The organism is Bifidobacterium sp. ESL0728, from assembly GCF_029392015.1.
Classification (GTDB): Bacteria; Actinomycetota; Actinomycetes; order Actinomycetales; family Bifidobacteriaceae; genus Bifidobacterium.
The window spans coordinates 2,273,343-2,298,661 of sequence record NZ_CP113925.1; the positions used below are offsets into that span (position 1 = coordinate 2,273,343).

General features: G+C 56.0%; 18 protein-coding genes and 1 tRNA gene. 9 read left to right on the top strand and 10 right to left on the bottom strand.

The genetic code is table 11. The annotated features are described in order from the left end of the window. Positions 1–2 precede the first annotated feature (2 nt). The 3 genes from OZX67_RS08575 (at position 3) to OZX67_RS08585 (ending at position 3,678) form a co-directional block, all read left to right on the top strand. On the top strand, positions 3–1,604 hold the full coding sequence (locus OZX67_RS08575; RefSeq protein WP_277142593.1) for a glycosyl hydrolase family 30: 1,602 nt from the start codon (positions 3–5) through the stop codon (positions 1,602–1,604). Positions 1,605–1,867: 263 nt separating this feature from the next. Then, positions 1,868–2,818 carry a hypothetical protein gene (locus tag OZX67_RS08580; RefSeq protein WP_277142595.1) on the top strand — a complete coding sequence of 317 codons (951 nt, stop codon included), beginning with the start codon at positions 1,868–1,870 and terminating at the stop codon, positions 2,816–2,818. Then, on the top strand, positions 2,815–3,678 hold the full coding sequence (locus OZX67_RS08585) for a nucleotidyl transferase AbiEii/AbiGii toxin family protein (RefSeq protein WP_277142597.1): 864 nt from the start codon (positions 2,815–2,817) through the stop codon (positions 3,676–3,678). The genes OZX67_RS08580 and OZX67_RS08585 overlap by 4 nt, the downstream gene beginning before the upstream one ends. Positions 3,679–3,960: 282 nt before the next feature. On the opposite strand, the gene manD is transcribed toward OZX67_RS08585, so the two are convergent. From manD to uxaC, 3 genes are all read right to left on the bottom strand, one after another. Continuing rightward, positions 3,961–5,208 (bottom strand): D-mannonate dehydratase ManD, encoded by a 1,248-nt coding sequence (gene manD, locus OZX67_RS08590; protein ID WP_277142599.1) that lies wholly within the window; start codon positions 5,206–5,208, stop codon positions 3,961–3,963. A gap of 160 nt (positions 5,209–5,368) precedes the next feature. After that, a complete protein-coding gene (locus tag OZX67_RS08595; protein WP_277142601.1) occupies positions 5,369–6,796 on the bottom strand; it encodes a mannitol dehydrogenase family protein in 1,428 nt (475 codons plus the stop codon). Between the two features lie 65 nt (positions 6,797–6,861). Then, positions 6,862–8,343, bottom strand: a complete 1,482-nt coding sequence (uxaC, locus tag OZX67_RS08600) for a glucuronate isomerase (RefSeq protein WP_277142603.1) — start codon at positions 8,341–8,343, stop codon at positions 6,862–6,864. 115 nt (positions 8,344–8,458) lie between these two features. Between uxaC and OZX67_RS08605 the strand changes: the two genes are divergently transcribed. Continuing rightward, positions 8,459–9,532, top strand: coding sequence for a LacI family DNA-binding transcriptional regulator (locus OZX67_RS08605; RefSeq protein ID WP_277142606.1), 1,074 nt, complete (start codon positions 8,459–8,461; stop codon positions 9,530–9,532). A gap of 376 nt (positions 9,533–9,908) precedes the next feature. Next, positions 9,909–12,377 (top strand): DUF2264 domain-containing protein, encoded by a 2,469-nt coding sequence (locus OZX67_RS08610; RefSeq protein WP_277142608.1) that lies wholly within the window; start codon positions 9,909–9,911, stop codon positions 12,375–12,377. A 193-nt stretch (positions 12,378–12,570) separates the two neighbouring features. Here OZX67_RS08610 and fbaA read toward each other — a convergent pair whose 3' ends face one another. From fbaA to OZX67_RS08635, 5 genes are all read right to left on the bottom strand, one after another. Beyond that, on the bottom strand, positions 12,571–13,770 hold the full coding sequence (gene fbaA / locus OZX67_RS08615; RefSeq protein ID WP_277142610.1) for a class II fructose-bisphosphate aldolase: 1,200 nt from the start codon (positions 13,768–13,770) through the stop codon (positions 12,571–12,573). 582 nt (positions 13,771–14,352) lie between these two features. After that, positions 14,353–14,508 (bottom strand): hypothetical protein, encoded by a 156-nt coding sequence (locus OZX67_RS08620; RefSeq protein ID WP_277142612.1) that lies wholly within the window; start codon positions 14,506–14,508, stop codon positions 14,353–14,355. A 143-nt stretch (positions 14,509–14,651) separates the two neighbouring features. Next, positions 14,652–14,722, bottom strand: a tRNA-Gly gene (locus tag OZX67_RS08625). A 325-nt stretch (positions 14,723–15,047) separates the two neighbouring features. Beyond that, entirely contained in the window at positions 15,048–16,016 is a 969-nt protein-coding gene (gene htpX, locus OZX67_RS08630) for a zinc metalloprotease HtpX (protein ID WP_277142614.1), read from the bottom strand. A gap of 568 nt (positions 16,017–16,584) precedes the next feature. Further along, complete coding sequence (locus OZX67_RS08635) at positions 16,585–18,060, bottom strand: FAD-dependent oxidoreductase (RefSeq protein WP_277142616.1); 1,476 nt, start codon at positions 18,058–18,060, stop codon at positions 16,585–16,587. A 609-nt stretch (positions 18,061–18,669) separates the two neighbouring features. Between OZX67_RS08635 and OZX67_RS08640 the strand changes: the two genes are divergently transcribed. The 4 genes from OZX67_RS08640 to OZX67_RS08655 all read left to right on the top strand — a co-directional run bounded on the left by OZX67_RS08640 (position 18,670) and on the right by OZX67_RS08655 (position 22,905). Further along, positions 18,670–19,731, top strand: coding sequence for an ABC transporter substrate-binding protein (locus OZX67_RS08640; RefSeq protein ID WP_277142618.1), 1,062 nt, complete (start codon positions 18,670–18,672; stop codon positions 19,729–19,731). 3 nt (positions 19,732–19,734) lie between these two features. Further along, the gene (locus OZX67_RS08645; RefSeq protein WP_277142620.1) at positions 19,735–20,553 is read left to right on the top strand and encodes an ABC transporter permease; all 819 of its coding nucleotides are present in this window, start codon (positions 19,735–19,737) and stop codon (positions 20,551–20,553) included. A gap of 207 nt (positions 20,554–20,760) precedes the next feature. After that, entirely contained in the window at positions 20,761–22,287 is a 1,527-nt protein-coding gene (locus OZX67_RS08650) for a DUF805 domain-containing protein (RefSeq protein ID WP_277142622.1), read from the top strand. A 417-nt stretch (positions 22,288–22,704) separates the two neighbouring features. Next, positions 22,705–22,905 carry a hypothetical protein gene (locus OZX67_RS08655; protein WP_277142624.1) on the top strand — a complete coding sequence of 67 codons (201 nt, stop codon included), beginning with the start codon at positions 22,705–22,707 and terminating at the stop codon, positions 22,903–22,905. 197 nt (positions 22,906–23,102) lie between these two features. On the opposite strand, the gene OZX67_RS08660 is transcribed toward OZX67_RS08655, so the two are convergent. Together OZX67_RS08660 and OZX67_RS08665 are read right to left on the bottom strand one after the other, a co-directional pair. Continuing rightward, positions 23,103–24,080: a hypothetical protein gene (locus OZX67_RS08660; protein WP_277142625.1), complete on the bottom strand. Its 978-nt coding sequence runs from the start codon at positions 24,078–24,080 to the stop codon at positions 23,103–23,105. A 338-nt stretch (positions 24,081–24,418) separates the two neighbouring features. Further along, positions 24,419–25,090: a histidine phosphatase family protein gene (locus tag OZX67_RS08665; protein ID WP_277142627.1), complete on the bottom strand. Its 672-nt coding sequence runs from the start codon at positions 25,088–25,090 to the stop codon at positions 24,419–24,421. Between the last annotated feature and the right edge of the window lie 229 nt (positions 25,091–25,319).

Consider the following 25,319-nt stretch of genomic DNA (forward strand, 5'->3'; position numbering starts at 1 on the left):
CCATGACTACAGCAAGCAACAACCAGGAATCGTCGAAAAAAATCGCCGGCGGCTTTGCGTCTTCGGTCAGCGTTGCACCGGAGCAATTGTGGACAGCAACAAGCGGAGACCTAAGTCAACGGCGAAAGCGCCTTGACCCGCCCGCTCCTACGGCCCAACCAGAAGATGCAACCACCGTGGTCATCGATCCGACGCGACAGTACCAGCTTTGGGAAGGAGCCGGCGCGGCCGTCACCGATTCCAGCGCCTCACTTCTGATGCACAGCATGAACGCCGAACAACGCCACGCCATCCTCGAAGAAATGTTCAGCCCGGACCAGGGCGGTTTTTCATCGGTGCGCATTTCCATCGGTTCTTGCGATTTCGTCAGCCAGAAATATTACAGCTATGACGATCTGCCTAAGGGCATCGGCACGGACCCGAATCTCGAGTACTTCTCCATCGGCAAGGGTGCCCCCGGCGCTCCGGACGCCACCAAGGACCTGAAAAACATCATCCCCGTGCTGCAGGAGATCATGGCCATCAACCCGGCCGTCAAGGTGATGGCCTCGCCGTGGAGCCCACCGGCCTGGATGAAGGTCGGAGGCAAGTTCGAAGGCGACGGAAAACTCCGGCTCGGCGATTACGTCGGCAACGGCTACCGTCGGCAGGACACGGTTGATTACGTCTACGCGCAGTATTTCGTCAAATTCATCGCCGCCTACGCCAGCTACGGTATCCCCATCACATCGGTGACCATGCAGAACGAACCAGGCAATTCCCCGCAATGGCCCATGGCCATCTGGACGCCGGAGGAACTGACGAAGTGGGGCAGCGAATACCTGCGACCCTGCCTCGACGCGTCGTTCCCCGACGTCGAAATCTACTTCGGCGACGACGGGCTGCGCTTCTTCCAGCGCCCGGTGAGCGACTACATGACCCCGGCCCAAGCCCAGTGCTTCGCCGGCGTCGCCTTCCATACATACTCCGGCCTGCCCAAGTGGGTGCTCAACGGCACCCGTCAGTTCCCGGGGTGGAAGGCCTGCATGAGCGAGCGCCGCTGCATGCTCGACGAGACGGTGGACGAGGCCAGCCACGTGATGTTCGGCGAGATCGGCACCGGCCTGGTACGCAACAATGTGGGGCTCATCAACCTGTGGAACCTCGCGTTGGACGAGCAGGGCTTCCCGAGCTACGCCAAAACGCGCGGCCGCCGCGGGGTCATCACCATCGATTCGACCACCGGCAAGGTCAAGCGCAACCTCGAATACTTCATGCTGCGCAACTTCGGCCAGGACGTGCGCCCCGGCTCGCGGCGCGTGGCCTCCACCAACCACACCCCCGACGGACGGCACGGCGGCTTGGGCTCGGTCGCGTTCATCGAACCGGACGGACGTGGCTATGCCGGCTTCCTCTACAACCCGACCGACAAGCCCATTGATGCGGCCGTCACTTTCGCCGGTGAGGGTGCAGCCTGGCGCCATGTCACCGTCCCGCCCTATGGCACCGTGAGCTTCCACCTGTCGTATTCGCCGATCAACGTAAGCGTTGCGCCTGCGGACGATGATTTCAAAATCACCTACACCCCGCACCCCGCCGATGACCACGACGAGCGCATTTTCTGACCACCGACTTTACACAAACGCGAAGCGCCGCCTCCCGATTCAAAGGGAGGCGGCGCTTCGTTTGTTTCGTTGGAACAATGTTTATTAGTAAGATATATAAAGTACTTGTACTTTATATATAGTTTACTAGTTTGTCAAATAATCAGTGTGTTGACAACATAATCTTGTTTATATACGTTTTTAGTAGCAATTGATAAAGTACTTGTACTTTATCAATACAATAAACGTTTGTCAAATTACCGCGTGTGGGCTAGTATTGAAGAATGGTTGCGCAATACGTTTTTTATAAAAGGAAAAGCCGCAAGGAAATATCCGACGCGGTAAGAGAAGAAAGCGCTGTCTTCAATAACGTATTGAGCGCTTCCGCAGTCAAGAAAATCTACGATAATCTTCAAGAGCGCCAGTTTCTTCTGCAAAAGGTATTTTTGTCCGGCTTTAGAAATTATCTGGTCTCCCCCGAAGCGAATCTGTTCAAGGAATTACGGATATCCAAGAAAGGCAAAGAAAAGGATCTCATCAGGCTAATCCCCAGAAACGAACCGGTTTCCCCTTATGCCGTAGCGCTTTCACTTTCCGGCCGCACTTATATTTCACATTACTCAGCGCTGTATCTCAATGATTTGACCTTGAATATTCCTAAACCCATCTATGTCAAAAAGAAAAGGACGAAAGCGAAACCGTCGGAACGAAACGAGGAATTGTCTCAAGCCCAAATCGACCAAGCCTTTGCTGCTCCTGCAAGAATGACCAACAACATATACACATTCAACTATGACGGCAGACCATATGAAGTCTACTTGCTGGATCAATCTGCAACCATAGATAAAGGCATTACCGAGATGCAGGTGTCAAACGCCCCGTCAGGGATATCCGTAAGCGGCATTGAAAAAACGCTTATCGAATGCACCGTGAAACCAGAGTATTCAGGCGGGGCACAAAACGTGTTGGAAGCATTCGCAAGAGCCAAAGGCGAGCTAAAAGTGCTCAGAATGATGCAATTGCTTGATAACGGCGAATACTGGTACCCGTACGGAAAGAACATCCTGTTTTACATGGACAGAGCCGGCTACTCCGAGAAACAGAAAAATCTTGTTGTTGAAAGGCTGAATCCCAACAAACAAAAATTCAACATGTATCTGCAAAAGAACATGCATGACAAGTTGTTTGACCCGGACATTGGAATCTATTATCCAAAAGGATTAGGTGCCCTATGAAGGCTGAGGAACTGACCAACCAGGAAATCATTGCGAAAGCCTTGTCCGCCCTGTTCTCGATAGACGAATTTGCCGGCAGAATCGCCCTGCATGGCGGTCAGGCGCTGATTGCACACAATATCAGTCATCGCGCGTCTCAGGACATAGACCTTTACGTTAAAGAAAATTCGATTACGGAACAGGAAAGAGTGCTCATAGAAGAGGCGCTGAAGGAACAATTCAATGACTCCAGTATGGAAGTCAGAAGCACCAAACTGGACCATCTACCTAGTAAGACAGAGCCGAAAAGACTCGCGAGAATCGTTGTCAGAGTAGCTGACAGAAACAACTCAACTAACAAAAACCGGCGGACACCCGTCCGTCATTTCGGGGACACGAAAAGTCTCAAGATTGAGATTTCCCTCAACAATAGAATGTTTTGCCTGGACAAAATCAACTCTGACGGCGTTGAGATAGCGGTCTCGTCTTTAATCAGAATTATTTACGAAAAAATGCTGTCATTGTGCCAGAACGCTCCAAGCTATCTGAAAATAAACCCGCGTAAAAGCAATACCGGAAAAGGGTTAAGGGCCAAAGACCTGTTTGACATGGCTTCGATTTTCCACTCGAAGCCCGAGACAAGAACCGAGATAATCCAGACCGATCAAATCATCTTTCTTAAAACGATGATGGAAGATATCGATGTGGCCAAAGCTGATTTTCTGGCGTTAAAGCAGAATCTCGATGATTACAGCGACCAGTACAACGAGGAATACGACAGTGTGAGCAGAGACCAAGTCCCGCTTGACGAGCGTATTGACTTCACAGACGCAAAAGAAAGCGTGCTCGAAGCGCTCACTGCGATACTCGAAGCAATTTAATTGCCATCAGTCAACGTGAAGCGCCGTCTTCCTGCTAATCGGGAAGCAGCGCTTCGTATATTCGCTTCAAAAAGCAGATCAGTCAGAGTGCTGGGGACAACATATGCGTTGCTCGACCGTAAAGACTCGGCCTGAGCAAAATCTATAGATTTTGCCTTCGCGCTCGTGCATCGCGCTCACTGAACCTACAACAGCCCACTGGGCTGTCTGCTTTACGGTTCAGCCCAGGAGCGTGTCGAGCAATGTATATGTCGTCCCCATCGCGGCAGTAACTAAGAAAAATCACCACTCGTGCATAGTGCCGTCGAGCAGGCGATCGACCGGCAGCGGGGCGGGCTGGTAAGGGTACTTCGCGGCGAGCTTCTCGTCGAAGTCGACACCGAGGCCCGGCTTGTTGCCCGGATGCAGGTAGCCGTCCTTGAAGGTGTAGGAGGTATGGAACACTTCAAGCGTTTCGTCGCTGTGCTTCATGTACTCCTGGATGCCGAAGTTCGGAATCGCCAAGTCAAGGTGCAGGTTCGCGGCCATCCCGACCGGCGAAACGTCGGTGGGGCCATGGAAGCCGGACTTCACGCCGAAAAGCTCGGCGAAGGCCATGAGCTTCTTCATGTGGGTCAGACCACCGGTGTGGGTGACGGCCGAACGTACATAGTCGATGAGCTGCTCCTCAATCAGGGTGATGTAGTCGGTCCAGGAGTTGATGATCTCGCCGATGGCGATCGGGGTGGTGGTGTGCTCGCGCACCAGGCGCAGGAACTGCTGGTTGTCCTCCGCCGGCGTGGTGTCCTCCATCCAGAAGAGGTCGTAAGGCTCAAGCGCCTTGCCGAAGCGGGCGGCCTCGATCGGGCGCAGACGATGGTGGGAATCGTGCAGCAGGATCAGGTCCTTGCCATACTTGTTGCGCACTTCCTCGAACACTCCGGGGATGGTGTTGAGATACGTGCGCGCATCCCAAACCTCCTCGACCGGAACGCTGGTGCGGCGGGCGGGCTCGTAGTCATAACGCATGCCCTTCTCACCCTTGCCGGCCTGTGCGTTGGCCGAAGCCGCAACACCGTAGGTCGAAGGAATACCGGGCAGCGCGTACTGGATACGCGTGGCCTTGAAGCCCATGTCGCGATACATATCGATCGAATCGAACAGGCTCGGCAGATCGGTGCCGGAGGCGTGCGCGTAGGCCAAAATACCCTTGCGCGATGCGCCGCCGAGCAAATCGTAGACCGGAACACCGAGCTTCTTGCCCTTGATATCCCACAGCGCCACGTCGACGGCGGAAATGGCGGCCATGGTCACCGGCCCGCGCTTCCAATAGGCACCCTTGTAGAGGTATTGCCACATGTCCTCGATGTTGTCCTCGTTCTTGCCGATCAGGGCAGGAGCGATGGTTTTGAGATATTCGGCGGCAACCAGTTCGCGCCCGTTGAGCGTCGCGTCGCCAAGTCCTACGATGCCATCCGTCGTCGTAAGCTTGAGGACGACGAAATTACGCCCTGGACTCGTGACAAAAACCTCGGCCTTTTCGATAGCCATATCGATTCCTTTCTGTTTGCAACCTGCAGCATCCGTAGCCGCGCGTTGCTGTTTACTGCGTTCTTAAAATTCCGGTAACTAAAATTATTAAATTTCGATTATTAAGCCTGTTCTCAAATTCCGGCCCAAAACGCTGGCCGGAAAACCTAATCCGAGCCAATCACGATGCCAAATGCGCCGACGCCGCTTTGCTCACCTCGTTCATCTGATTGACCACCTCATCGACGAACGCCGAAGAGGCGCCAAGACAACGGTCAAGATAGGAAACCACATATTTCACGGCTCCCCGTTCAACGTTCCCGTCGGCCGTCTTGCAGGCATTTGCACATGCGACGACCTTGTCTTTGTTGACATCGGCCAGTCGATCGCTGAAGCGGATAAGGAAAAGTATCCACGCGGCAATAGCTCGGGCCGCGGGAACAATTGGCATCCCGTCATTCAAAGCCTTTCTGGCTGCGGGAACGATACGAACGGGCAGTTTCTCGCTTCCATCCGAGGCGATTTGCATCAACAAATGACGGATATTCGGATTTTCGAAACGTTCCAATAACTGCTTGCGATATTCATCGGTAGGCACGCTGATATAGCGCCCGGCCAAATCCCACCACTCATTGATCCAGGAACGCAATGTCGGATCGGCGACGGCATCGGCGACGGTCTCGTAGCCAAACAGCGAGCCGCAATAGGCCAGCGTCGAGTGCGAGCCGTTGAGCATCCACAATTTGCGTTCCTCATACGGTGTGACGTCATCGGTGATCACGGCGCCGGCTTCGTCCCAAGCAGGACGTCCTGCCGGAAAGTCCCCGGCAATAACCCATTCGTGGAACGGCTCTGTACGAACCGGTGCCGCATCATGCCAATCCTTTACGCGTTCGACAAGCTCGATATCGTCAAGCGTTGTGGCCGGAGTGATACGGTCGACCATCGACGTCGCCCAAGCGACATTAAGACGCGTCCAATCAAGCAATGATGGGTCGACCTCGGCGACAGCCTGCTCAACCACCTTGCGGAACGCGGCACCGTTGCCCGCAAGATTGTCGCACGGCAAAACGGTAATCGGGCCAGCACCGGCACTTCTGCGGGCCAGGAAACCGGCGACCATGCGTACCGGAACGGTTTTGAGGCCGTCGGCTTGCGGGTTGGCTTTCAACGCCTTCAAATCAGAGATAACATCGGCGTTGGAAACATCCAGATCGCCGCTCTGGTTGCGCATATATCCGGCTTCGGTGACGGTGGAGGTGACGATGGAAATCTGCGGATCTGCGAAACGGGCCCGAAGCGCCGCCGTATCCACACCGCTATGCATGGAGGAAAGCGAAGAAATGACCTCGAATCGGTCACCCTGCTTGCCGGAAGTAATGAGGGTGTAGACGCAATCCTGCCCGGTCAGCAAATCTCGCATGCGTGGCCCGCGACCGGTGAAACCGGCGATGCCCCATTGCTGCGCATCGGGCGCGTGCTCCGTGTACCAAGCCTGGTGCGCACGCGTGAAATTGCCTATCCCCAGATGGACGATTCTCTCGGGCGCGGCCGGGCGACCATCCTTTTCACGGCTGATTTGAGGAATTGAAACGCTATCTGCTGACATTGCTGCCCCTCTCTTGACATGAGGTCATATCCTACGTTATTTTTTATCCATTTAGAACAATCGGTTTATTCGGCACCATCGATCTTGAACACCAGCTTTGGCTGGGTGGAGACTTGAGCGTGCATGATGGCAAGACCCTCGTCCATGGAAATGCGCCGGTCGCAGACTAACGAGGAAACGAAACTTGCGGTGACCCTACGGTTCATGTCGTGACGCGAGGGAATCGAGCAAATCGCACGGGTATCGTCGATAAACCCGGAAAGTTTGGCGAAACCGGCATACGGGACGACGGCGTGGAAATAGCGCGAAATCGAGTCCGGGGAGTCGATGAACCACCAGGGAGCACCGATATAGAAGGAGGGATAGAAGCCGGCGAGCGGCGCCAGTTCGCGCGAATACACGGTTTCGTCATCGGTGAATGCCACGAAATGGAAACCGGCATTGTTGCCGTACTCGTTAAGCAGAGGACGCAACGCCTGCACGAACTCCGCACGGGCCGGGATATCACCGCCAATATCCGCACCATAATTGGCGAAGGCCGCAGCATCGTAGTTGCGAGCGATAGCGGGATGCACGGTCATCACCAGACCGTCCTCCTGAGCGAACCTGGCCTGATCATTGAACAGATGCGCTCGCAGACGAACGGCGTCGCTGGCCTCGATACGCCCCGCATAGGCTTCTGCGAACAACATGCGCACCTCGCCGTCCGAAAGCCGTTCGGAGTTGAGGTCGGCATGGGAATGATCGCTTAACACCGCTCCGTGATCCTTGAAATATCGCCTTCTGCGACGCATCGCTTCGCTGAAACCGACGTATGAGGAGGCATCGATACCGGCGCTGGCACCCAAGGCGCGCACCAGTTTCGGCCAATCGGCACGGGACGGCTCAAGGTATTTGTCCGGGCGGAACGCAGGGGCGACGAACGGCTTGAATTGGGGATCCGCATTGACCTGATCATGCAGTTTCAGGTCGCTGACCGGATCGTCGGTGGTCGAGACGAATTCCATATTGAAACGGTTGGCGAGCGCCCGGGTGCCGAATTCCGGGGTCTTGAGCATTTCGTCAAGTTCGTCGTAAATCGCGCCGGCAGAATCGGGTCCGAACTTCTTGTCGACGCCAAAAACGCGAACCAGCGAATCCTCGAACCAGTAACGCATCGGCGTGCCGGCGAAGGCGAACCAATACTTGCCAAAGAGCAAAAACGCGTCACGCGCCTGCGCGTCGGTGAAATCGGTCTGACCGACCCCCAGTGCACTCAACGGCACACCCTGACCATGTAAAATTCGAGTCACATAATGGTCCGGCGTGATGAACAGATCGGTAGGATTGGCAAAATGCTTGTCTTCGGCAAACCATTCGACCGGGATATGGCCATGCGGCGAAACGATGGGAAGATTCTTCACCGATTCATAAAGTTCCCTGGCCACGCGCAGCGGCAATCCTTCTGCGGGCAGCAAACGATCAGGAGACAAAACAGGTTCCGCTATATCCGTCTGGCCAATCATGGCACCATCCTCACAATCCGCGATGAACCAGTGATTCACCACGATGTCAAAATCCCTATCGTTTTTTAAGTGTACGTGAGGCGCTTTGGTGCTGTATTCTGTTGCCATTACTTGCCAAAGACCAGCTATACTTACATCGCAAAGGAGCGTGGCGAAAATGACAGCAGACAACAACAACCAAGCCGGGTCAACCCCCGCAGCAACAGGCACGCCCGTAAAAATCACCATCAGGGACGTCGCCAAGGCTGCAGACGTTGCGCCCTCAACGGTTTCAAGGGCTTTCGCAAGACCGGGACGAGTCAACGAAGCCACGGCCCAACGCATCTACGACGTGGCCGACAAAATCGGCTATCGCGCCACCGCCATCAGGGCGCACAGCAACGACGACCATCTCAACGGCATGCTCGGCATCGTGGTCGCCGACCTCAGCAACCCCGTTTTTGCCGAGTACACACGCGCCGCCCAGCACGAATGTCTTTCCAACGGCTTCGGGCTTTTGGTGCTTGATTCCGAGGAAAACGCGGTCATCGAGCGAACCTCCATCCACGCCGCCATCCAGCACATCGACGGCCTCATCCTTTCTTCCTCGCGCCTCTCCGACGCAGGGATACGCAAGCTCGCCCAGACCAAACCGCTGGTCACGATGAACCGCTCAATCCGAGGCATTCAATCGGTCATCGGCGACGTGCAGATCGGGTTGACGCAAGCCGTTGAGCACCTCGCCTCCCTCGGGCACCGCAATTTCACCTACCTGAGCGGGCCTGAATCCTCGTGGCAAGACGGCGTTCGTTGGCGAACGCTTTCGTCGATCTGCCAACGCAAACATCTGAAACTGCGCCGTATTCCCTCCAACGCGCCGACATTCAGCGGTGGTTTCCGCACGGGCGAGGTGTTTCTGAACAATCCGACCAGCGCGGTCATCGCCTACAACGACATCATGGCCATCGGGTTCATCGCAGCTCTGCATTCGCGCAATATCGGTGTTCCCGGCGAGGTTTCGGTGGTTGGTATCGACGATGTGCAGTTCAGCTCGCTCGTCTCCCCCGCGCTTTCGACCGTCCGACTGCCCCGAAAAGAGCTGGGTTCGAAGGCCACGGATGAAGTGCTGAACCTCATCCACCACACCAAGCAAGTCAACGACAGAAAACCGATCATGTTGCAATCCTCGTACGTCGTGCGCGCGAGCACCGGCAAGGCCAATCCTTCACCGATATCGGCAATCCGCATCTGATAGTCCGCGTTTATTCTGGGAGTCCGCGTTTATATTACGCAATCCATATACGGCAATATGCGGCAATCCCCGTTCCGACATTCAGCGAACCATTTCCGATAACCTATAATCAATATCCAAGAATAATTATTCCATAACGTCGATTCCGCGATATTTCCAACCTCGAAAACGAAATATTGCCAGATTTTGCCATGAGATTTCAAAATAAAACGACGCTCAAATCAGCGGCGCGCGGTATTTAGTGTCGACTCCATCCTCCCCGCCCTTGCAAAAGACCAACCGGGCGACAGACCATACGTTATGTAAAGAAACCTATATAGAAAAGCTTTTGCCAAGCAACCTGTAGGCGATTGCCGGAAAGAAGCAACGAAGCCTGATGAAAACGAAGCCGTTCAATGAAAACGTCGCGACAAACCCGTTGCGCACAAAAGCCGATTGCTCGGCTGCGCTGGTCGATATCCTCACGCCGGCCATGAAACTGGTTGAGAGCGGCGGACGATACGGCCGGTTCCGTATGAGCGACAGCGGAGCCGTCTACAGCCAGGACCGCACTTCAATCGAGGGCTTCTGCCGGCTCCTTTGGGGGCTGGGCCCGCTTTTCACCAACCGCGGCAACATCGCTCGCTTCCCGCGTTGGTGGCAGCTTGCGTGCGCCGGCATCGTTCACGGTACCACGCCCGGCGACCCCGATTTCTGGGGCAACCCACTGGACGATTACGACCAGCTTTTCGTGGAAATGGGCGCAATCACTGCGTTCCTTTTCGAGACGAGACAGGATTTTTGGGACCATTTAAGCGGCACGCAACAGAACAACATCCTCATCTGGCTCGACCAAATCAACGTGCACGAGCTGCCGAAGACCAACTGGCTTTGGTTCCGGCAGATGGTCAACACCTGGTTCGTGCATACCGGGCATCCCGAGTACGACGCCTTGGTACAAGCCGATTTCGACGTCACCGCCTCGCATTATCTCGGCCATGGATGGTCGTACGACGGCTACAAAAACCAGATTGACAACTACATCCCGTTCGCCTACCAGTTCTTCACTTTGATGACCGCCGGACTTGCCGAGCGGGACTACGAACTGAGCCGACCCATCCCGACTGGCGCGAATACCAATAACGAATCCGCAAGTGCCGGCTATTCCCATAAGCCATACTCCGCGCCGGATCCCAATACCGGAAAAATTGATTGCCCCCATGCCAGCTATTCAGGAAAATCCGCGAATTTTCCGGTATCCAACAAACCCAATCAAGTTGACAGGCAACGCACATTGAACGATGCCGGGAGCAGGAAGAAAAGCAATGCGGACAACGTTTCTGGATACCTCTCAAGAGATGGCAGACCCGGCACCGCCGAAGCGAAGCGTTATACGCTGCTCAGGCAACGCGCGACCGCTTTCGTACCGAGCTATGCCAACTGGTTTGCGGCCGACGGCGCCTGCCTGCCGTTCGGGCGCAGCCTCGATTACCGATTCGCACAGGCGGCATTCTGGAGTGCGGCGGCCTTTGCGGGGATTGATCTGCCGGATGGCTGGACGCTCGGCGATGTGAAGCACCTGTTGTTGGGCAACCTGCGATGGTGGTTCAAGCAGAATATTTTCCAGTCTGACGGGCTGATTCCCATCGGTTACGCCTATCCGAATATGAACATGGCCGAGGGCTACAACGGGCCGGCTTCGGCCTATTGGGCGCTCAAAACCTTTATTTTCCTGTGTATTCCCGAAACCGATACCTTCTGGACCGTGCGCGAAAGTGACGATTTCAAATTCGAGGCGCTCAAGCTCCAACCTGAACCGCGCATGCTGGTGGCGCACAGTCGCACCGGGCTGGAAGCGCAGGCCTTCACCGCCGGCCAGCATGCCCCGGAGCACAACCACACCGACGCGAAATACGAGAAATACGTCTATTCCACCAGTTTCGGCTTTTCGACGCCGAAAGCCGCGACCGTGCTGAAACAGCTTGCCTGCGACAATACCCTGGCGGTTTGCGAATCCGAATACCACTGGCGCACGGCCTTTGGTTACGCCGATTACGCAGTGCACGGCGACTACGTCTACTCGCGCTGGGAGCCGTGGGATGACGTGACGATCCGCAATTTCATCGTGCCGCTGATGCCGTGGCACATCCGCGTCCATGTCATCGACTCGGCGCGCGCGTTGCACCTGGCCGAGGGCGGGTTCTCGATGCCGGACTTCGGGCAGGAGCTGGCCGGACCCAACATCAACGCGGTCGGCGGCCTCGCCACTGCGTCAAGCCAGCACTCTACCGACGGTTCGTTCGCTTCCGGTTGGGATTCAAATTCCGTCGGGAAAAACAACAGCCAAAACCAACGTTTCGAAACCGGAAATCCAAGTATCCTGGCCGAAACCGGAGATTCAAACATCCCGGACGAAACCAGCAAATCGGCAAATACCGGTACCCAAGCCACCGATTATCGCTCGAAAAATGAATCAGACAATATTTCCGGTGAAATCGCAGAAAAATCGGTTGCGCATTCAACAGCGACATTCGCGCTGCCGCAACAATCCTTGTTCTATCGCACCGAAGTCGGGCTCACCGGGCTGATCGCCGCAGAAGGCTTCTCGCTGGAACTGGCGGCTCCTGAGCCGAACACGAATCTGCTCTACCCCAAAACGCGCATACCGATACAGATGCGCACCATCGAACCTGGTCACTATGCATTCGTTTCTGCTTACCTCGGCGACCGCGAGTTGGAAAGCGTCGACGCTGACGACTCGATCGCCATGCCGGGCGCGGCGCTGGTCGGAGACGAGTTGCATATCAGCTATCACGGTGAAACACGAACCGTAACACTGACGGAGCTAAAGAACAACTGGCGATAGCTGAGCTACGCACAAACCTGCGGCCCACGTATCACAAAAATACCTGACGTATGTCGTGTCTTTACCTTTATCGAAATGCGCTATCAATCATGGAATGATGGCATAAATCTAAATCAGATATCAGAATGATGCAATTCAAGCTCGTCAACCACCACTACCGCCAGCCCGGCTTTCCGATACTTAATAGGTAAGACTATTTGAGCGCCTTACCGGCCGAACCCAACTCGACGCAGGCCTCAACCACGCGCTTGGCCATCGCGTCCTCGGCCGTGCGGCCCCACGAACGCGGGTCGTAGTAACGTTTCTCACCCACCTCACCGTCGACCTTGAGCACGGAATCGTAGTGCTCGAACATGTGGCCGGCGACCGCGCGGGTGAAGGCATATTGGGTGTCGGTGTCGATATTCATTTTCACCACGCCATAATGCACCGCGGCGGTGATGTCACCTTTCGTCGAACCCGAACCGCCGTGGAAAACGAGCATGAATGGTTTATTATCATGCAAATCGGCGTCGGTATATGGACGGTTTGTCTGGGATATTGCGGATGACAAAGCGGTTATACGCAAATCAGAATCATCCGAGCTGCCGGATTCCGATATACCGGAATCCCGGGAAACCTTGGTATCAGAAGACTTTAAGCCCACATTTACACTGCTGCATAATTTCCCGGCCTTCGCGGCCGCCGCAACTTCGCGCTGGATCTCGCCAAGCAATTCCGGGCGCAACTTCACGACTCCCGGCTTATAGGCACCGTGCACATTGCCAAACGTGAACGCCGCCATATAGGTGCCGCGCTCCCCCAGGCCAAGCCTGCGCGCGACTTCTATGCCATCGGCCGGCGTCGAATAAAGTTTTTCGTCGATGTCGGCGCGATGGCCGTCCTCTTCGCCACCTACCGCGCCGATTTCAATTTCCAAGACCGTGTGAGCTTTGGCGGAAAGATCCAACAGCTCTTCGGCAACATCGAGGTTTTCCTTAAGCGGCACCGTCGACCCATCCCACATGTGGGACTGGAAGGTCGGCTCATGGCCGTGCGCCACCTCGTCGGCCTCGCGAGCCAGCAACGGCCGCACCCAGCCGTCGAGATAGGGCTCGGCACAATGGTCGGTATGAAGCGCAATTGATATGTTCGGATACTTCGCGGCCACCTCATGCGCAAACGCGGCAAACGCAAGCGAACCGGTGACGCGGTCATTGACGCTCTGCCCGGAAAAATAGGACGCACCGCCCACCGAAACCTGGATGATGCCATCGGATTGCGCCTCGGCAAACCCTTGCAACGCCGCGTTAAGCGTCTGGGTGCTGGTCACGTTGATGGCAGGGTAGGCATAGCCGTCGCGCCGCGCGGTTTCCAGCATTTCGCGATATCGTTCAGGGGTTGCAATGGTCATACCTCCATTATTGCCGCGAGCCTCGCCATTGGCGTTCGCGGCACGCATCCAATCATTCGGAATCCCGAAAATTGAAGAACCGAAATAAACGTAAAATCCCAAAACTACCGACATTCATGAAGTCGCTGACGAAATACCGACCGAAAAATATGTGCTATAGTAAGCAAGTCGTTGCGATTATCATTTGATGATGCGCGATTCCGGGGGATTAACTCAATGGTAGAGCCCGCCGCAAGGCGGAGATGCACGGTTCGATTCCTGCCTCCTCCACTTTCGCTTTATTTTATTTTTATTCCAGATTTTTCCTTATCATTTGCCCGCACTTTAACTTCATCGAGGGATATAGGCCAGAATATTCCCCAGGCACACCTACCACCAACGAATTGCATTCTTTATTCCTGGCCTATAACCCTATTAGTTAGGCTTGCCTTGAGAAGGTATGGAAGTGGAAGCCGGATGTCCCTGCGTTGGCGCGGGGCACGGCTTCCGCGCTTTTCAAATCTTCCGCCAAAAAATATGCCGGCTATTTGAAGCCTGAAACCTTGATGGTAAGCAACACTTCTGTGCTCTATAGCCCTGGCTTCAGAGGTTTCCCTTTCGTTCCCAGACACGTCCTTCGAATGGTCTGATTTCGGCACTTTGGAAGCCGTCTTCGGCCTCCTGCGCCCATTGATCCACCATGTCATCGGTGATGACAGTGCCGTTGTCGGCCATATATTTCTGGCTTTTCTGGCTCATGACCACCCTTTCCTTATCTCGTCAATGAAGCCCTTAGCAGCATGGTTCGCATGAATAGCCTGCTTGCCATCTTGGAGTTTTCAAAGGAAATTCACGTTCTAAGACGTCTTTATTTGCAACGGCTTTCGGGAATTGAACAAGAGAGCGGATGACGGGAGTCGAACCCGCCTCTGAAGCTTGGGAAGCTTCCATTCTACCGATGAACTACATCCGCAGTGACGCACGCGATGCCGCGCGCACACAAAAAGCGAGTTTAGCACAGAGCCGCGAAACCGTATGCCGAAAAGTGTTCGAAAGTCCCGCTGGCCCACTTGGGGATGGCTCATAGCCCTCATGGAGCACACTGAACTCGAATACACTCGAATCCTTACGCCGCAATGGCTTCGGCCCTATACGGGACACGTTTTTTGGCCGACCTAAATTCACTGCCTACCCGATTCGAACACTCACCAAAGCACACCTGTCAAAACGACGAAACGGCCCCGCGCAACTCAAAACAGATACACTTCCTGCATATCTGCGACAGATTGCTTGTCAACTCAGTACGCAACCTGCGCCGAACCGTCGAAGCCCAAGCGATTGAAACGTGGGCCTCTGTTCGGGCCTGCTCCAACGCCCTGCATCTCCTGCGCCATCTGCATCAGGCGGTTGATGCGCTCCTGGGTCGGTGGATGTGTGGAGAAGAGGCGACTGAAACCCTCTTCGGAGAAGGGGTTGGCGATCATCATCGCGGCGGCAGACTGGGTGCCCGCAGTCTGCGGCATCGGGTTGGCCTGCGCGCCGGAAGTGATCTTGCTCAACGCCGAAGCGAGCGCAGCCGGGTCGCCGGTGAGCTTGCTGCCGTCCTCGTCGGCATCGTATTCGCGGGTGCGGGAAATCGCCAACTGAATCAGCGAGGCACCAATCGGCGCGAGAATCGAGCTCAAGGCGACACCAATCAGCCCGAAAATGCCGGAATCGCGGTCATCGTTGTCTCGCCCGCCGCCGAAGAACATCAGCATATAGCCCAGGTAGGTGATGACCGTCGCCATCGCACTGGCCACAGCCGAAGTGAGGATGTCGTGGTTGTAGACGTGCATCAGTTCGTGTCCAAGCACCCCGCGCAACTCGCGCTCGTTCAAAATCTGCAGAATTCCCTGTGTGCAGCAGACGGCGGCGTGGCGCTCGTTGCGGCCGGTGGCGAACGCGTTCGGGCTCATCGTCGGCGCGATGTAAATGCGCGGCATCGGTTTGCCGGCACGGGCGGAAAGTTCGCGGACGATGCGGTAGAGTTCGGGCGCTTCGGCCTCGGAGACCTGCCGCGCACCCATCGAGGCGATCGAGATGCGGTCCGAGAACCAATAGGAAAAGAAAGTCGTGGCAAGGCCGATGAGAATGTAGTAAATAAGCGTGTCGCGGCTGGCGCCGGTGAGCCACCAAATGAGCATGATAATAGCCCACATCACGCCGAAAAGCAGTGTGGTCTTGAGGCCGTTCAAATGGCCATGCACTTTGATCTTGCCGTCCATATATCAAAGCCTAACGGCAGTGCCTGTGCTTTTGCTGAACGTCGGCTGTAAGATGCAAGTATTTGGGAGGTATTGGCGCTTTTCTCCTCAGCGTAGACCACTTTCCGTGAGAAAAGCACTATTTTGGCCCATTTTTGGTGCTTTTCTCCTCAGTATCGACCGATTCCAGTGGAAAAAGCACCATTTTGAGGCGATTTTGGTGCTTTTCCCACTGAGACTGGCCTACATTGCGGAGAAAAGCACCCTCAGCGCGGGCATTTTGTCACAACGCTGATCTCCTCAGCATGCCATCCAGTAAACGCGACGAAAAGCACGAAAAAACGAGGGGAAACATGCTTTTGGTCGCAGGGAATCATTGGACGCGGCGAAAAGCACGAAAAAGGGTGCTTTCTGTCGCGACAACAGAAAGCACCCGCAGCGTGGATTCAGCGCCGCTATGTCGATTCAAGCGTCAGCCTCTCCCAGCCCACGCTGCCAATCGACCCGCTATCTTAAGCACCACTCAGCCCAACATGAGAACACGCAGCTACTCGGCAAATCATCTTTCCAGCGAATCCATGCCGACTACTCAGCCCAACGCGAGCGAACGCAGCTGGTCGGGGTCGATGACCTTTTTGTGCTCGCGGCCTTCCTTTGCACCCTCGGCACGCTCGTAGGTGTCGACCTTCTTCCAACCGGCGAAATCGATGGGCTTGACGCCGCGCGATGCCAGCAGGCGGTCGATGGACTCGGGGTCGCGATCGGTAGCGATGCAGCCTTTGCCGTTGCCGTCAGCATTCTCATCCTTGGAAAGATCCTCGAGCATATTGCCGACAATCAGGAGGGCGTCGGACTTGGTGGAACCGATCAGGCCAACCGGACCACGCTTAGCCCAGCCGGTCGCGTAGAGACGCGGACGAACGGTACTCTTGCCGGTTTCAGCGGTAAGTGCCGGCTCGGCGAGGATGCGGCCTTCCTCATTGGCCAATACATCGCGCTGCTCGTCGTAGGCCACCCCCGGAACGCTCGCCGGCTTGTAGCCGATGGCATGATAGACGGCCCCGACCGAATAATCGGTGAATTCGCCGGTGTGACGCATCACTCCATCCGCACCGGTTTCGGTGCGCTCAACGTGCAGGCCGATGACCTTGCCGCCCTCACCCAGAACTTCAGTCGGTGCGGAGTTGAAGTGCATGTAATACTTCTTGGTGGCGGGGTTGCCTTCGAAATCGACACCACCGTCATCTTCCATATCCTCGGCCATGTCGCGGATGGCATAAAGCTCCTCGACCATCTGGCGGGTCAGCTTGTCTTTGCCGGCCTGTTCGACGGTGGCATCGTCGAGGTCGAAATCATCCTCGTTAATCACGATCTGCACGCCCGGCAGCTTCTCGAGCTCGCGCAGCTCCTGGACGCTGAACTTGGCCTGGGCCACGCCGCGGCGAATGAAGAGGTGCAGTTCTTTCGCCTTGTTTTCCTTGATGCCTTCGTAGACATTGTCGGGAATATCGGTGCGGGCCTTGAGATCGTCGGCGTTGCGCATCAGTTCGCGCGACACGTCCATCGCCACATTGCCACCGCCGATGACGGCCACTTTTTCGGCATCGAGCGGCCACGTGCGAGCGCCGGTCGGATAACCGTCGTACCACTCCACGAACCGTGCGGCACCATGCACGCCGTCGAGGTCGGCTCCCGGAATGGTCAAAGGCCGATCGGCCACAGCACCGGTGGCAAACAGCACCGCGTCGTAACGCGGCATCAAATCGTCAAGCGTCAGATCGCGGCCGAATTCCACATCACAATACAAATGAATGTCGGGATTATCCAACGTCTTCTCGAGCGCGTCGGCGATGAACTTGATGGCCGGATGGTCGGGCGCGACGCCGTAGCGCACAAGGCCGAACGGCACCGGCAGCTTTTCGAACAGGTCGATACGCGCGTTGGTCGGCAGGCCAAGCGATTCGCCCTGTTTCTTCAGCTCGCGCAGGAAGATGTCGGATGAATAGACTCCCGCAGGACCGGCACCAACGACGGCAATGCGGAGTGTGTTGTTATTTTCGCTCATAGTCCTAGGTTAACGCAACCGGCGGTACCGCGAAAGCCCAAACCGTAAGAGATTTCTTACACTTCGGCGGCAAACGCTGGGTCATAGCCCGCCAAAACCATATATTTGTGGCCCCTGATGCCTATACTTGAAAGTTGTTCGCGCGGTTGGTGGCAGCAGCTGCGCCAAGACGATTTAACAACGCAAAAAGTTTGGAAATAGAGACTTTGCGGTGGCATCGGCTGGCCCAAACCCAGAGATAACCGCAAAATCGGTCGGCATAAACCGATCGGCACAGATCAGTTCCCAAGCTCGATGCACCGGTTTGATTCGTCGCGCGGACTCCTCACCTTTCCGCATGCGTCGCCTCAGGCCGCAGAACAGACAAGGTGATTCACAGTGAGCATCAAGACACGGTTTTCGCGGATTTTCAGCGGCAAATGGGATGAAATACGTACACATACTGCGAGCAACAAGACAATCCCGCTAGTTTTCGTACATTCTGAGCCTCAAAAACGTACGTTTTCTAGCAGGATTGACCGGTTACTCGCAGGAAAAGCCGGATCGAACCTCGCTTCCCACCGTTTAACCGGCTGGAAGCGGGACACAAAGCGGCTGGCCACGAAGACGATGGCGGTACTTGGTACAGCAGCGCTGGGGTTTTCCTTGGCAGCATGCGGCAATAGTTCCAATAGCGGCACCGCAACCGGCGCCGACGGCAAGCCGACACTGACCTTCATGCTCGACTGGACGCCGAACACCAACCACGTCGGCCTCTACGTCGCCCAGCAGCTGGGCTATTTCAAGGACGCCGGCGTCAACGTGAAAATCCTGCCGACCGCGCAGGCCGGCGCCGAAACCAGCGTGGAGAACGGCGTGGCCAATATCGGCTTTTCCAAACTGACCGACCTCGCCAACGCCGATGCGCACGGCGCCGACCTGAAACTCGTCTTCGACCTGACGCAGAAGCCCATCGCGCGCTGGTGCAGCCTGAAAAGCCGCACCGATATCAAGACGCCGAAAGACTTCGCAGGCAAGACCTTCGTCACCTTCGGATCGGCCGAGCAGAGCGCTTCGGTGCGCCAGATGATCCGTGACGCCGGTGGCGACGGTGACTTCAAAACCGCTACGGCCGGTACCAACACTTTCCGCACGTTGACCAGCGGCAAAGGCGATTTCGCGGGCTTCTACGCCAACTGGGAGGAAGTCGAATCACAGCTCAACGGGCCGGCGCTCAACTGCTTCGCCGCCGACAAGTGGGGCGTGCCCGGCAATCCCGACCAGCTCGGTTTCGCGGTGAAGAACTCGTGGCTTAAAAACCCGCAGAACGTCGCCAATCTCAAGAAGTTCCTGAAAGCCGCACGACGCGGATACGACTACGCGCTGGCCAATCCCGACAAGGCCGCCGACATTCTGGTCAGCCAGACCAAAACTTCTCACCTTGACCCGAAACTCGCCCGCGCCTCGATGGAAAAAGTCGTGAAAGAAGGCTATTGGAGCGGCAATGGGATGAATGACGAGACGACCGATGGCAAGCCCGACCAGAAACTCACCGCCACCGTCAACACCGAAGACGGCCAGAAGTACTTGGACTTCCAGTACAATGCCGGCACCTACACGGATTCGCACAAGAAGAAGCTCGCCCACGCGCCCCAAGCAGCCGAGCTTTCGACCAACAAATATGTGGAATAAGGCATGTCTCAACAACATTCGATAGATAAAAAGCGACATCAGAGCTGGTGGCACAAGGCGTTGCCACCGGCCGTCACCATCGGTGCGGTGCTGCTTGTCTGGCAGGTGGCGGCGAGCGCGCATCTTGTTTCCGAAACCACGCTCGCCTCCCCCGCCGCCATCGTCTCGTCGATGATCGCGACCTGGCCCGACCTCATGGCCGCAACTGCCGTTACCACCGGCGAGGCATTGGCTGGGTTCGTAATTGCCGTTATCGCCGGCATCGCCATCGGCATCGGTCTTTACGTTTCGAAAACCGCCAACCGAGCCATCTACCCGTTGCTGGTAGCTGCACAGACCATCCCCATCATCACCATTGCGCCGCTGTTCATGATCTGGTTCGGCTTCAACCCGGCCGGCAAAATCACGCTGGTCGCCATTTTCGGCCTGTTCTCCATCGCCGTCGACACTTCGCGCGGCTTGGCCGCCGTACCAAGCTTCTATCAGGACGTGGCGCTGACCTGCGGAGCGACGAAGCCGTGGACACTGTTCCACGTGAAACTTCGCGTCGCCGCCCGCCAGATCTTCTCCGGCATCCGCATCAGCGCCGCCTACGTTTTCGGCACCGCCGTCACCGCCGAATACTTAGGAGCCACCAACGGCCTCGGCGTGTGGCTGCAGGGCGCTTTCAACTCGTTCCAGACGGCGATGATCTTCTCCGCCGCCATCGTCGTGGTGGCGCTGACCGGCATCCTGCTTGGCCTGGTCTCGCTGACCGAACGCCTGCTGCTCGGAGCGGCGGATAAGGATGACGCGTTATCACTTGATGATAGCGAACTTTGACAATTCAGCCCTAAATGCTCAAAACCGTTGAAAATATTACAGATCATTCGAACAATATTTTATCCTAAGTTGCTGGCTCTCGGCATTATCCGCTAAACTAAAAGCAAGATGTGAGGTCGTATCTTCAAGCTGTATCCGGACGATGTGGGTATTCAACGATTATCGCGATATGCATAGAACAAGGAGCAGATCAACGAAAGGAAATCGATGAACGACACCAACCCTCAACCGAACGAGGATTACAACAATCCCGGGAACAGCCCATACACCAATGAAGGCGCATCCGGAGCCTCAGACAATCCCGCTGACACGTCGTCATCGAGTGCACCGCAGAACTTTGTTATTCCGGATATTCCCCCGCTCCCCGGCTCGGCATCGCAATACCCGGCCTCGCCGGTCAGCACGCCGCAATATGAAGCCCCGCAGGCAACGCCACAGCAAACGTCACAGCACGGCGCACCGCAGGCAACGCCACAGCACGACGCCCCACAACAAACGTCACAGCACGACGCCCCACAACAAACGTCACAGTCCACGGCTCAGCAATCGGCGCCACAATACGCGACACCGCAACAAACGCCCCAGTACGAAGCGCAGCAGCCAGCTCCTCAATATGACGCACAACAGGCAGCACCGCAATACAACTCCGACCAGCAGACTCCGCAATATGACAGTGCTCAACAAGCCCCGAACAACGTGCCTCCCCAATATGCCGCGAACCAGCCCATGAACGGTCAAGGCGGGGCGCCTGTATACCCCGGTAACGCACCCGGCCAGCCTTACGGCAACCCGAATCCCAATAATTTCGCGCCTTCAATGGCCGTTCCGCTGAACCTTCCGTATTATGGATGCCCGCCAATAGAAGCCGTCAAGCGTTTCTTCTTGAAGTACGTCAAGTTCTCCGGCCGCGCCAGCCGCAGCGAATACTGGTGGGTGCAACTGTTCCTCCTCATCGTTTACTTCGTGCTCTTTTTCCTCGACGGACTGCTGTTCAAAAGAGCCGCCGGCTTCATCAATTTCATCGTGGAACTTGCGTTTTTCATCCCGAGCCTCTCCATCGCAGTCCGTCGCCTGCACGATTCCAACAAGTCAGGCTGGTGGTGGCTGCTGCCCTATGGCCTGGTTATCGCGGGCGCAATGATCACGGTGATATCGGTTGTAGAAGGCATCGGCGGAATGGCCATCTCCTACTCATCCTACTCATCCAAATCACTTTTCGAGGCCGCCGGTGCCGGCATGATGATAGCGCTGATCATAGCCTTCCTTTGCATGCTGGTTGGCTTCATCTTGGAAATCGTGCTGATGGTACTTGGCCCCAAACCGGAAGGCGCTCGTTTCGATGAGGCTTTGCCTCCGGAAAGCCTTGTCAATGGCCAATACATGCCGCCGGCAAATCAGGGAAATCCGCCAGCCGCTCAATATGGCCAGTATGCCCAGCCGATGCAGCAGCAGAATGCGTTCGGCGAGCAATATCCGCAGGCTCCGAATCAGCCGACCGATGTGAGCAACCCCTACGTCCAACCGGCAAATCCGCAAAACCCCGCCGATGCTCAATACAATCAGCCGGCAAACCAGGCGACGAGCTCTGCGACCAATGCGTATACGCAAACGGAAAACCCGCAGGCATTTACGCCCGGTGAGCCGCAATCTGCACCGCAGGCCGCGGCTCCGAGCAAAGAACCGGACCAGGGCCAGGATTCCTTCGGACAGCAAAGCCCACAAGGACTGCAATGACAACAAGGCCAGCGATCTAACGGGCCTGTCGCAAGAAAACAGCCGCAAAGGCAAAAGCAACGGTTCCGTCAGTAAAACGCGGTATCGACGCTAATGAAGTTATCGCAAAGCCCTTTGTGTCCATCTGTCTCTATCCGACAGGTAAATGCAGAGGGCTTTGCGGATTTGCAGTCAAGCCGTTTCGTGGTTATCCGGTAATGACAATAAATGCATACCGATATTCCTGCGCTCGAACCTTGCCGGCTAATCGACTCGGCCTATATGATCAATGACACGAAATTCAAAAATCTGGAACTTTCCATACGTACATCGAATACACTACTATAATGAGTCATTGAAGGCAGATATGTACGTCCAGCACTTGTTGGGAGCCAAATCGGCGCACCGCGACGTGCGTGGCCGACCAGAAGGGAAAGCATGATGAACACAGCTGATTCAACGAATGGCACAAAGAATACAAACCTCAAAGAGCCACCGTTCGACGCGAATACACGACCCGGCGGTGGCCATGACGGCAAGACGAAGCTGCCAGGTTCTGGCGGCGAACCGGCACAGGGATATATGGGACCCACCGATATGAATCCCGACAGTGCAAATTCGAGCAAGAACCAAAAGTAATAGCACTTATATAAAACGTGCGCCACCGGCAACATTGCGGCGGCGCACGTTTCGTATCTACAGGTAATATAGGCGGCCAGCACCGGCCCTATCGCCCCTTAGATTCAGAGACATTCAACAGACGGCGGGCATATCCTTCACAATCCGAATATGCCCGCTCTATATATGCCCGCTCTGGATATATCTGCCGTAAAACCTTACAGCTCCACCGGCGGCTTATCCTTGTCCTCGGGAATGTCCTTGAACTTCTCGGCCAGCTTGGCCTTCTTGATTTTCTCTTCCTTTTCCTTCTCGGCCTTAGCGACCGCGACCGGATCGTAAATGACGTCGTTGTGGTGCTTCTCCCACTCGGTCTTGGCCAGCGGCGCGACGAACCTGGCCACCGCGTCCAGAGCGCCATCACCATCGCCGGAACCGGCTGCTTCACGGTATTTGACAACCAGATCCTTGAACTGCTGACTGGTCAGATACATACGTGGAATCGACATGCGCTCGCACAATTCGTTGATATAGAGCATGATCGGAGATGCGTTGCGAGCCGCAATATCGGTGTCGCCATCACTTGAAGCATCAGCGTTGTCGACTAAACCGAACAGCCCATCGATGGCGGCCAAAACCACCGCGAGACGCTGGGCCACGCTTTCAACGTCCGGATCGTGCGGCGTGGAATCATCATCGGAGCCCTCGCCTTGCCCGTCTTCACCCGATACGGCGCTGGCACCAGCAACCTGCTCGATCTCCTCAAGTGCCGCGGCAATGGCCTTCACGGTTTTTTCGTCCCAACCGACGTCAAGATCGCCGGCACCCGCCATCACGAGCGAGGTATCGCCGTTACGCGAGTAATCTTCCATCTGCTCGTAGGCATCGTTGACGTCGATCAGCGCGTCGACCATCGACTGCGGGCGGCCAGGAATATCGACCGCACCTTCGTATACAAACTCGGCATCGGCCATCGGAATTTCCTGCCCGGTAATGACCTCGGCCACCGCCCTGCACACCAGAACCTGCAGGTCCTCGGCATATTTCGCATCATTGCTCAGCTCCTGTGCGGTGTCCAACGGCCAAAGCGCGATAAGAGAAACACCAGCCTGCGCCGCATCCCGCACCTCGGGCATCAAAGCCAGACGAGCCAATTCACCGTCTTTGACGATCCCGCCTTCAATATCAACCGCCATATTCGCTCCTTTGCCTTAACTGCCAAATTGCCGGTTTCCTCACTCTATCGTAATCCATACACGGCTATGACAACGCCGGGGCGTCCATCACAGCACGGCACAACGGCACCAGCTCTCTTTCCCAAAACCACGAATCCACTCAGCTATCAAGGCTGAATTCATATCAGCACACGCAACGGCTCGCCCATCCGGCGCGTACCGGCACAATATGTGAATACAGAATCACCGGACTCAGCACGATGCAGTGCGCATATATCAAGAAAAAGAAACATCCTTAACACCAAACTTCAACGCCAAGCTTCGGATGCTGTTCCCTTCCTTCTCCAAGTTCTTCGTTGCTACTTCACGTCCTTGGCCGGATCGACGTAGGCGATGTGCAGCATCTTGCCCGTTTTGCTGTCATAGGTAATCGAGGTAATCGAGGCGAGCGCCGTGTGCCGCAACAGCATGTTGTGCTCGGGATGACCGGTTTCCAGCATGTGCCGATAGCTGAAGATCGGAGATTCGTGACTGACGATGATGACCTGCGCCCCGGGATGGTTGCGCACGGCCTCCTGCGCGAAATCGCTGACGCGCGCCGCGATGTGCTGGTAGCTTTCCCCCCAGCTCGGACGCCAAAGATTGCGCACCAGCTTGAGATTCTTCGGCCGCCACAGCGCGCCCTGACCATAGCCGATGCGCAAGCCGCGGAATTCGTTGCCCGCTTCGATAAGCCGTGGGTCAGTTTCAATGGAAAGTTCCGTTTCTCCCCGGGCGACACGCACCGGATTAAGCTCGGCCATAATCGCCTGCGCCGTCTCACACGTGCGATCCAGAGGTGAGGAATAGAGAGCCACGGCCTGGTTCATCTGCGCATCCGAGGCGATGTAACGTCCGCTCGCCTGGGCCATGCGCAATCCCAAGGCCGAAAGATGGAAACCGGGAAGCCGCTCGTAAAGCAGATGACCGGGGTTCTCGACCTTGCCGTGACGGACGAAATGCAACGTGGTCTGCAACGCGATGGACGACATGAACGGCCTTTCGTGATTTTATGAATGACTTGTGCCGGACACCGCCGATAACGGCGCCCTTTTACCAAATAACAGGGTACCAGCGGCCGGGCACGTAAGGCATTTCCCGCAGGTAACCGGAGGCTCGAAACGACCCGATGAATACGTTTGCAAAAGATTTACGTTTTATTCTTCGTTTACCGCGCAATCTACCGCGTGTCGGGGTGCATCACCGCTAAAGTAGCGAGGC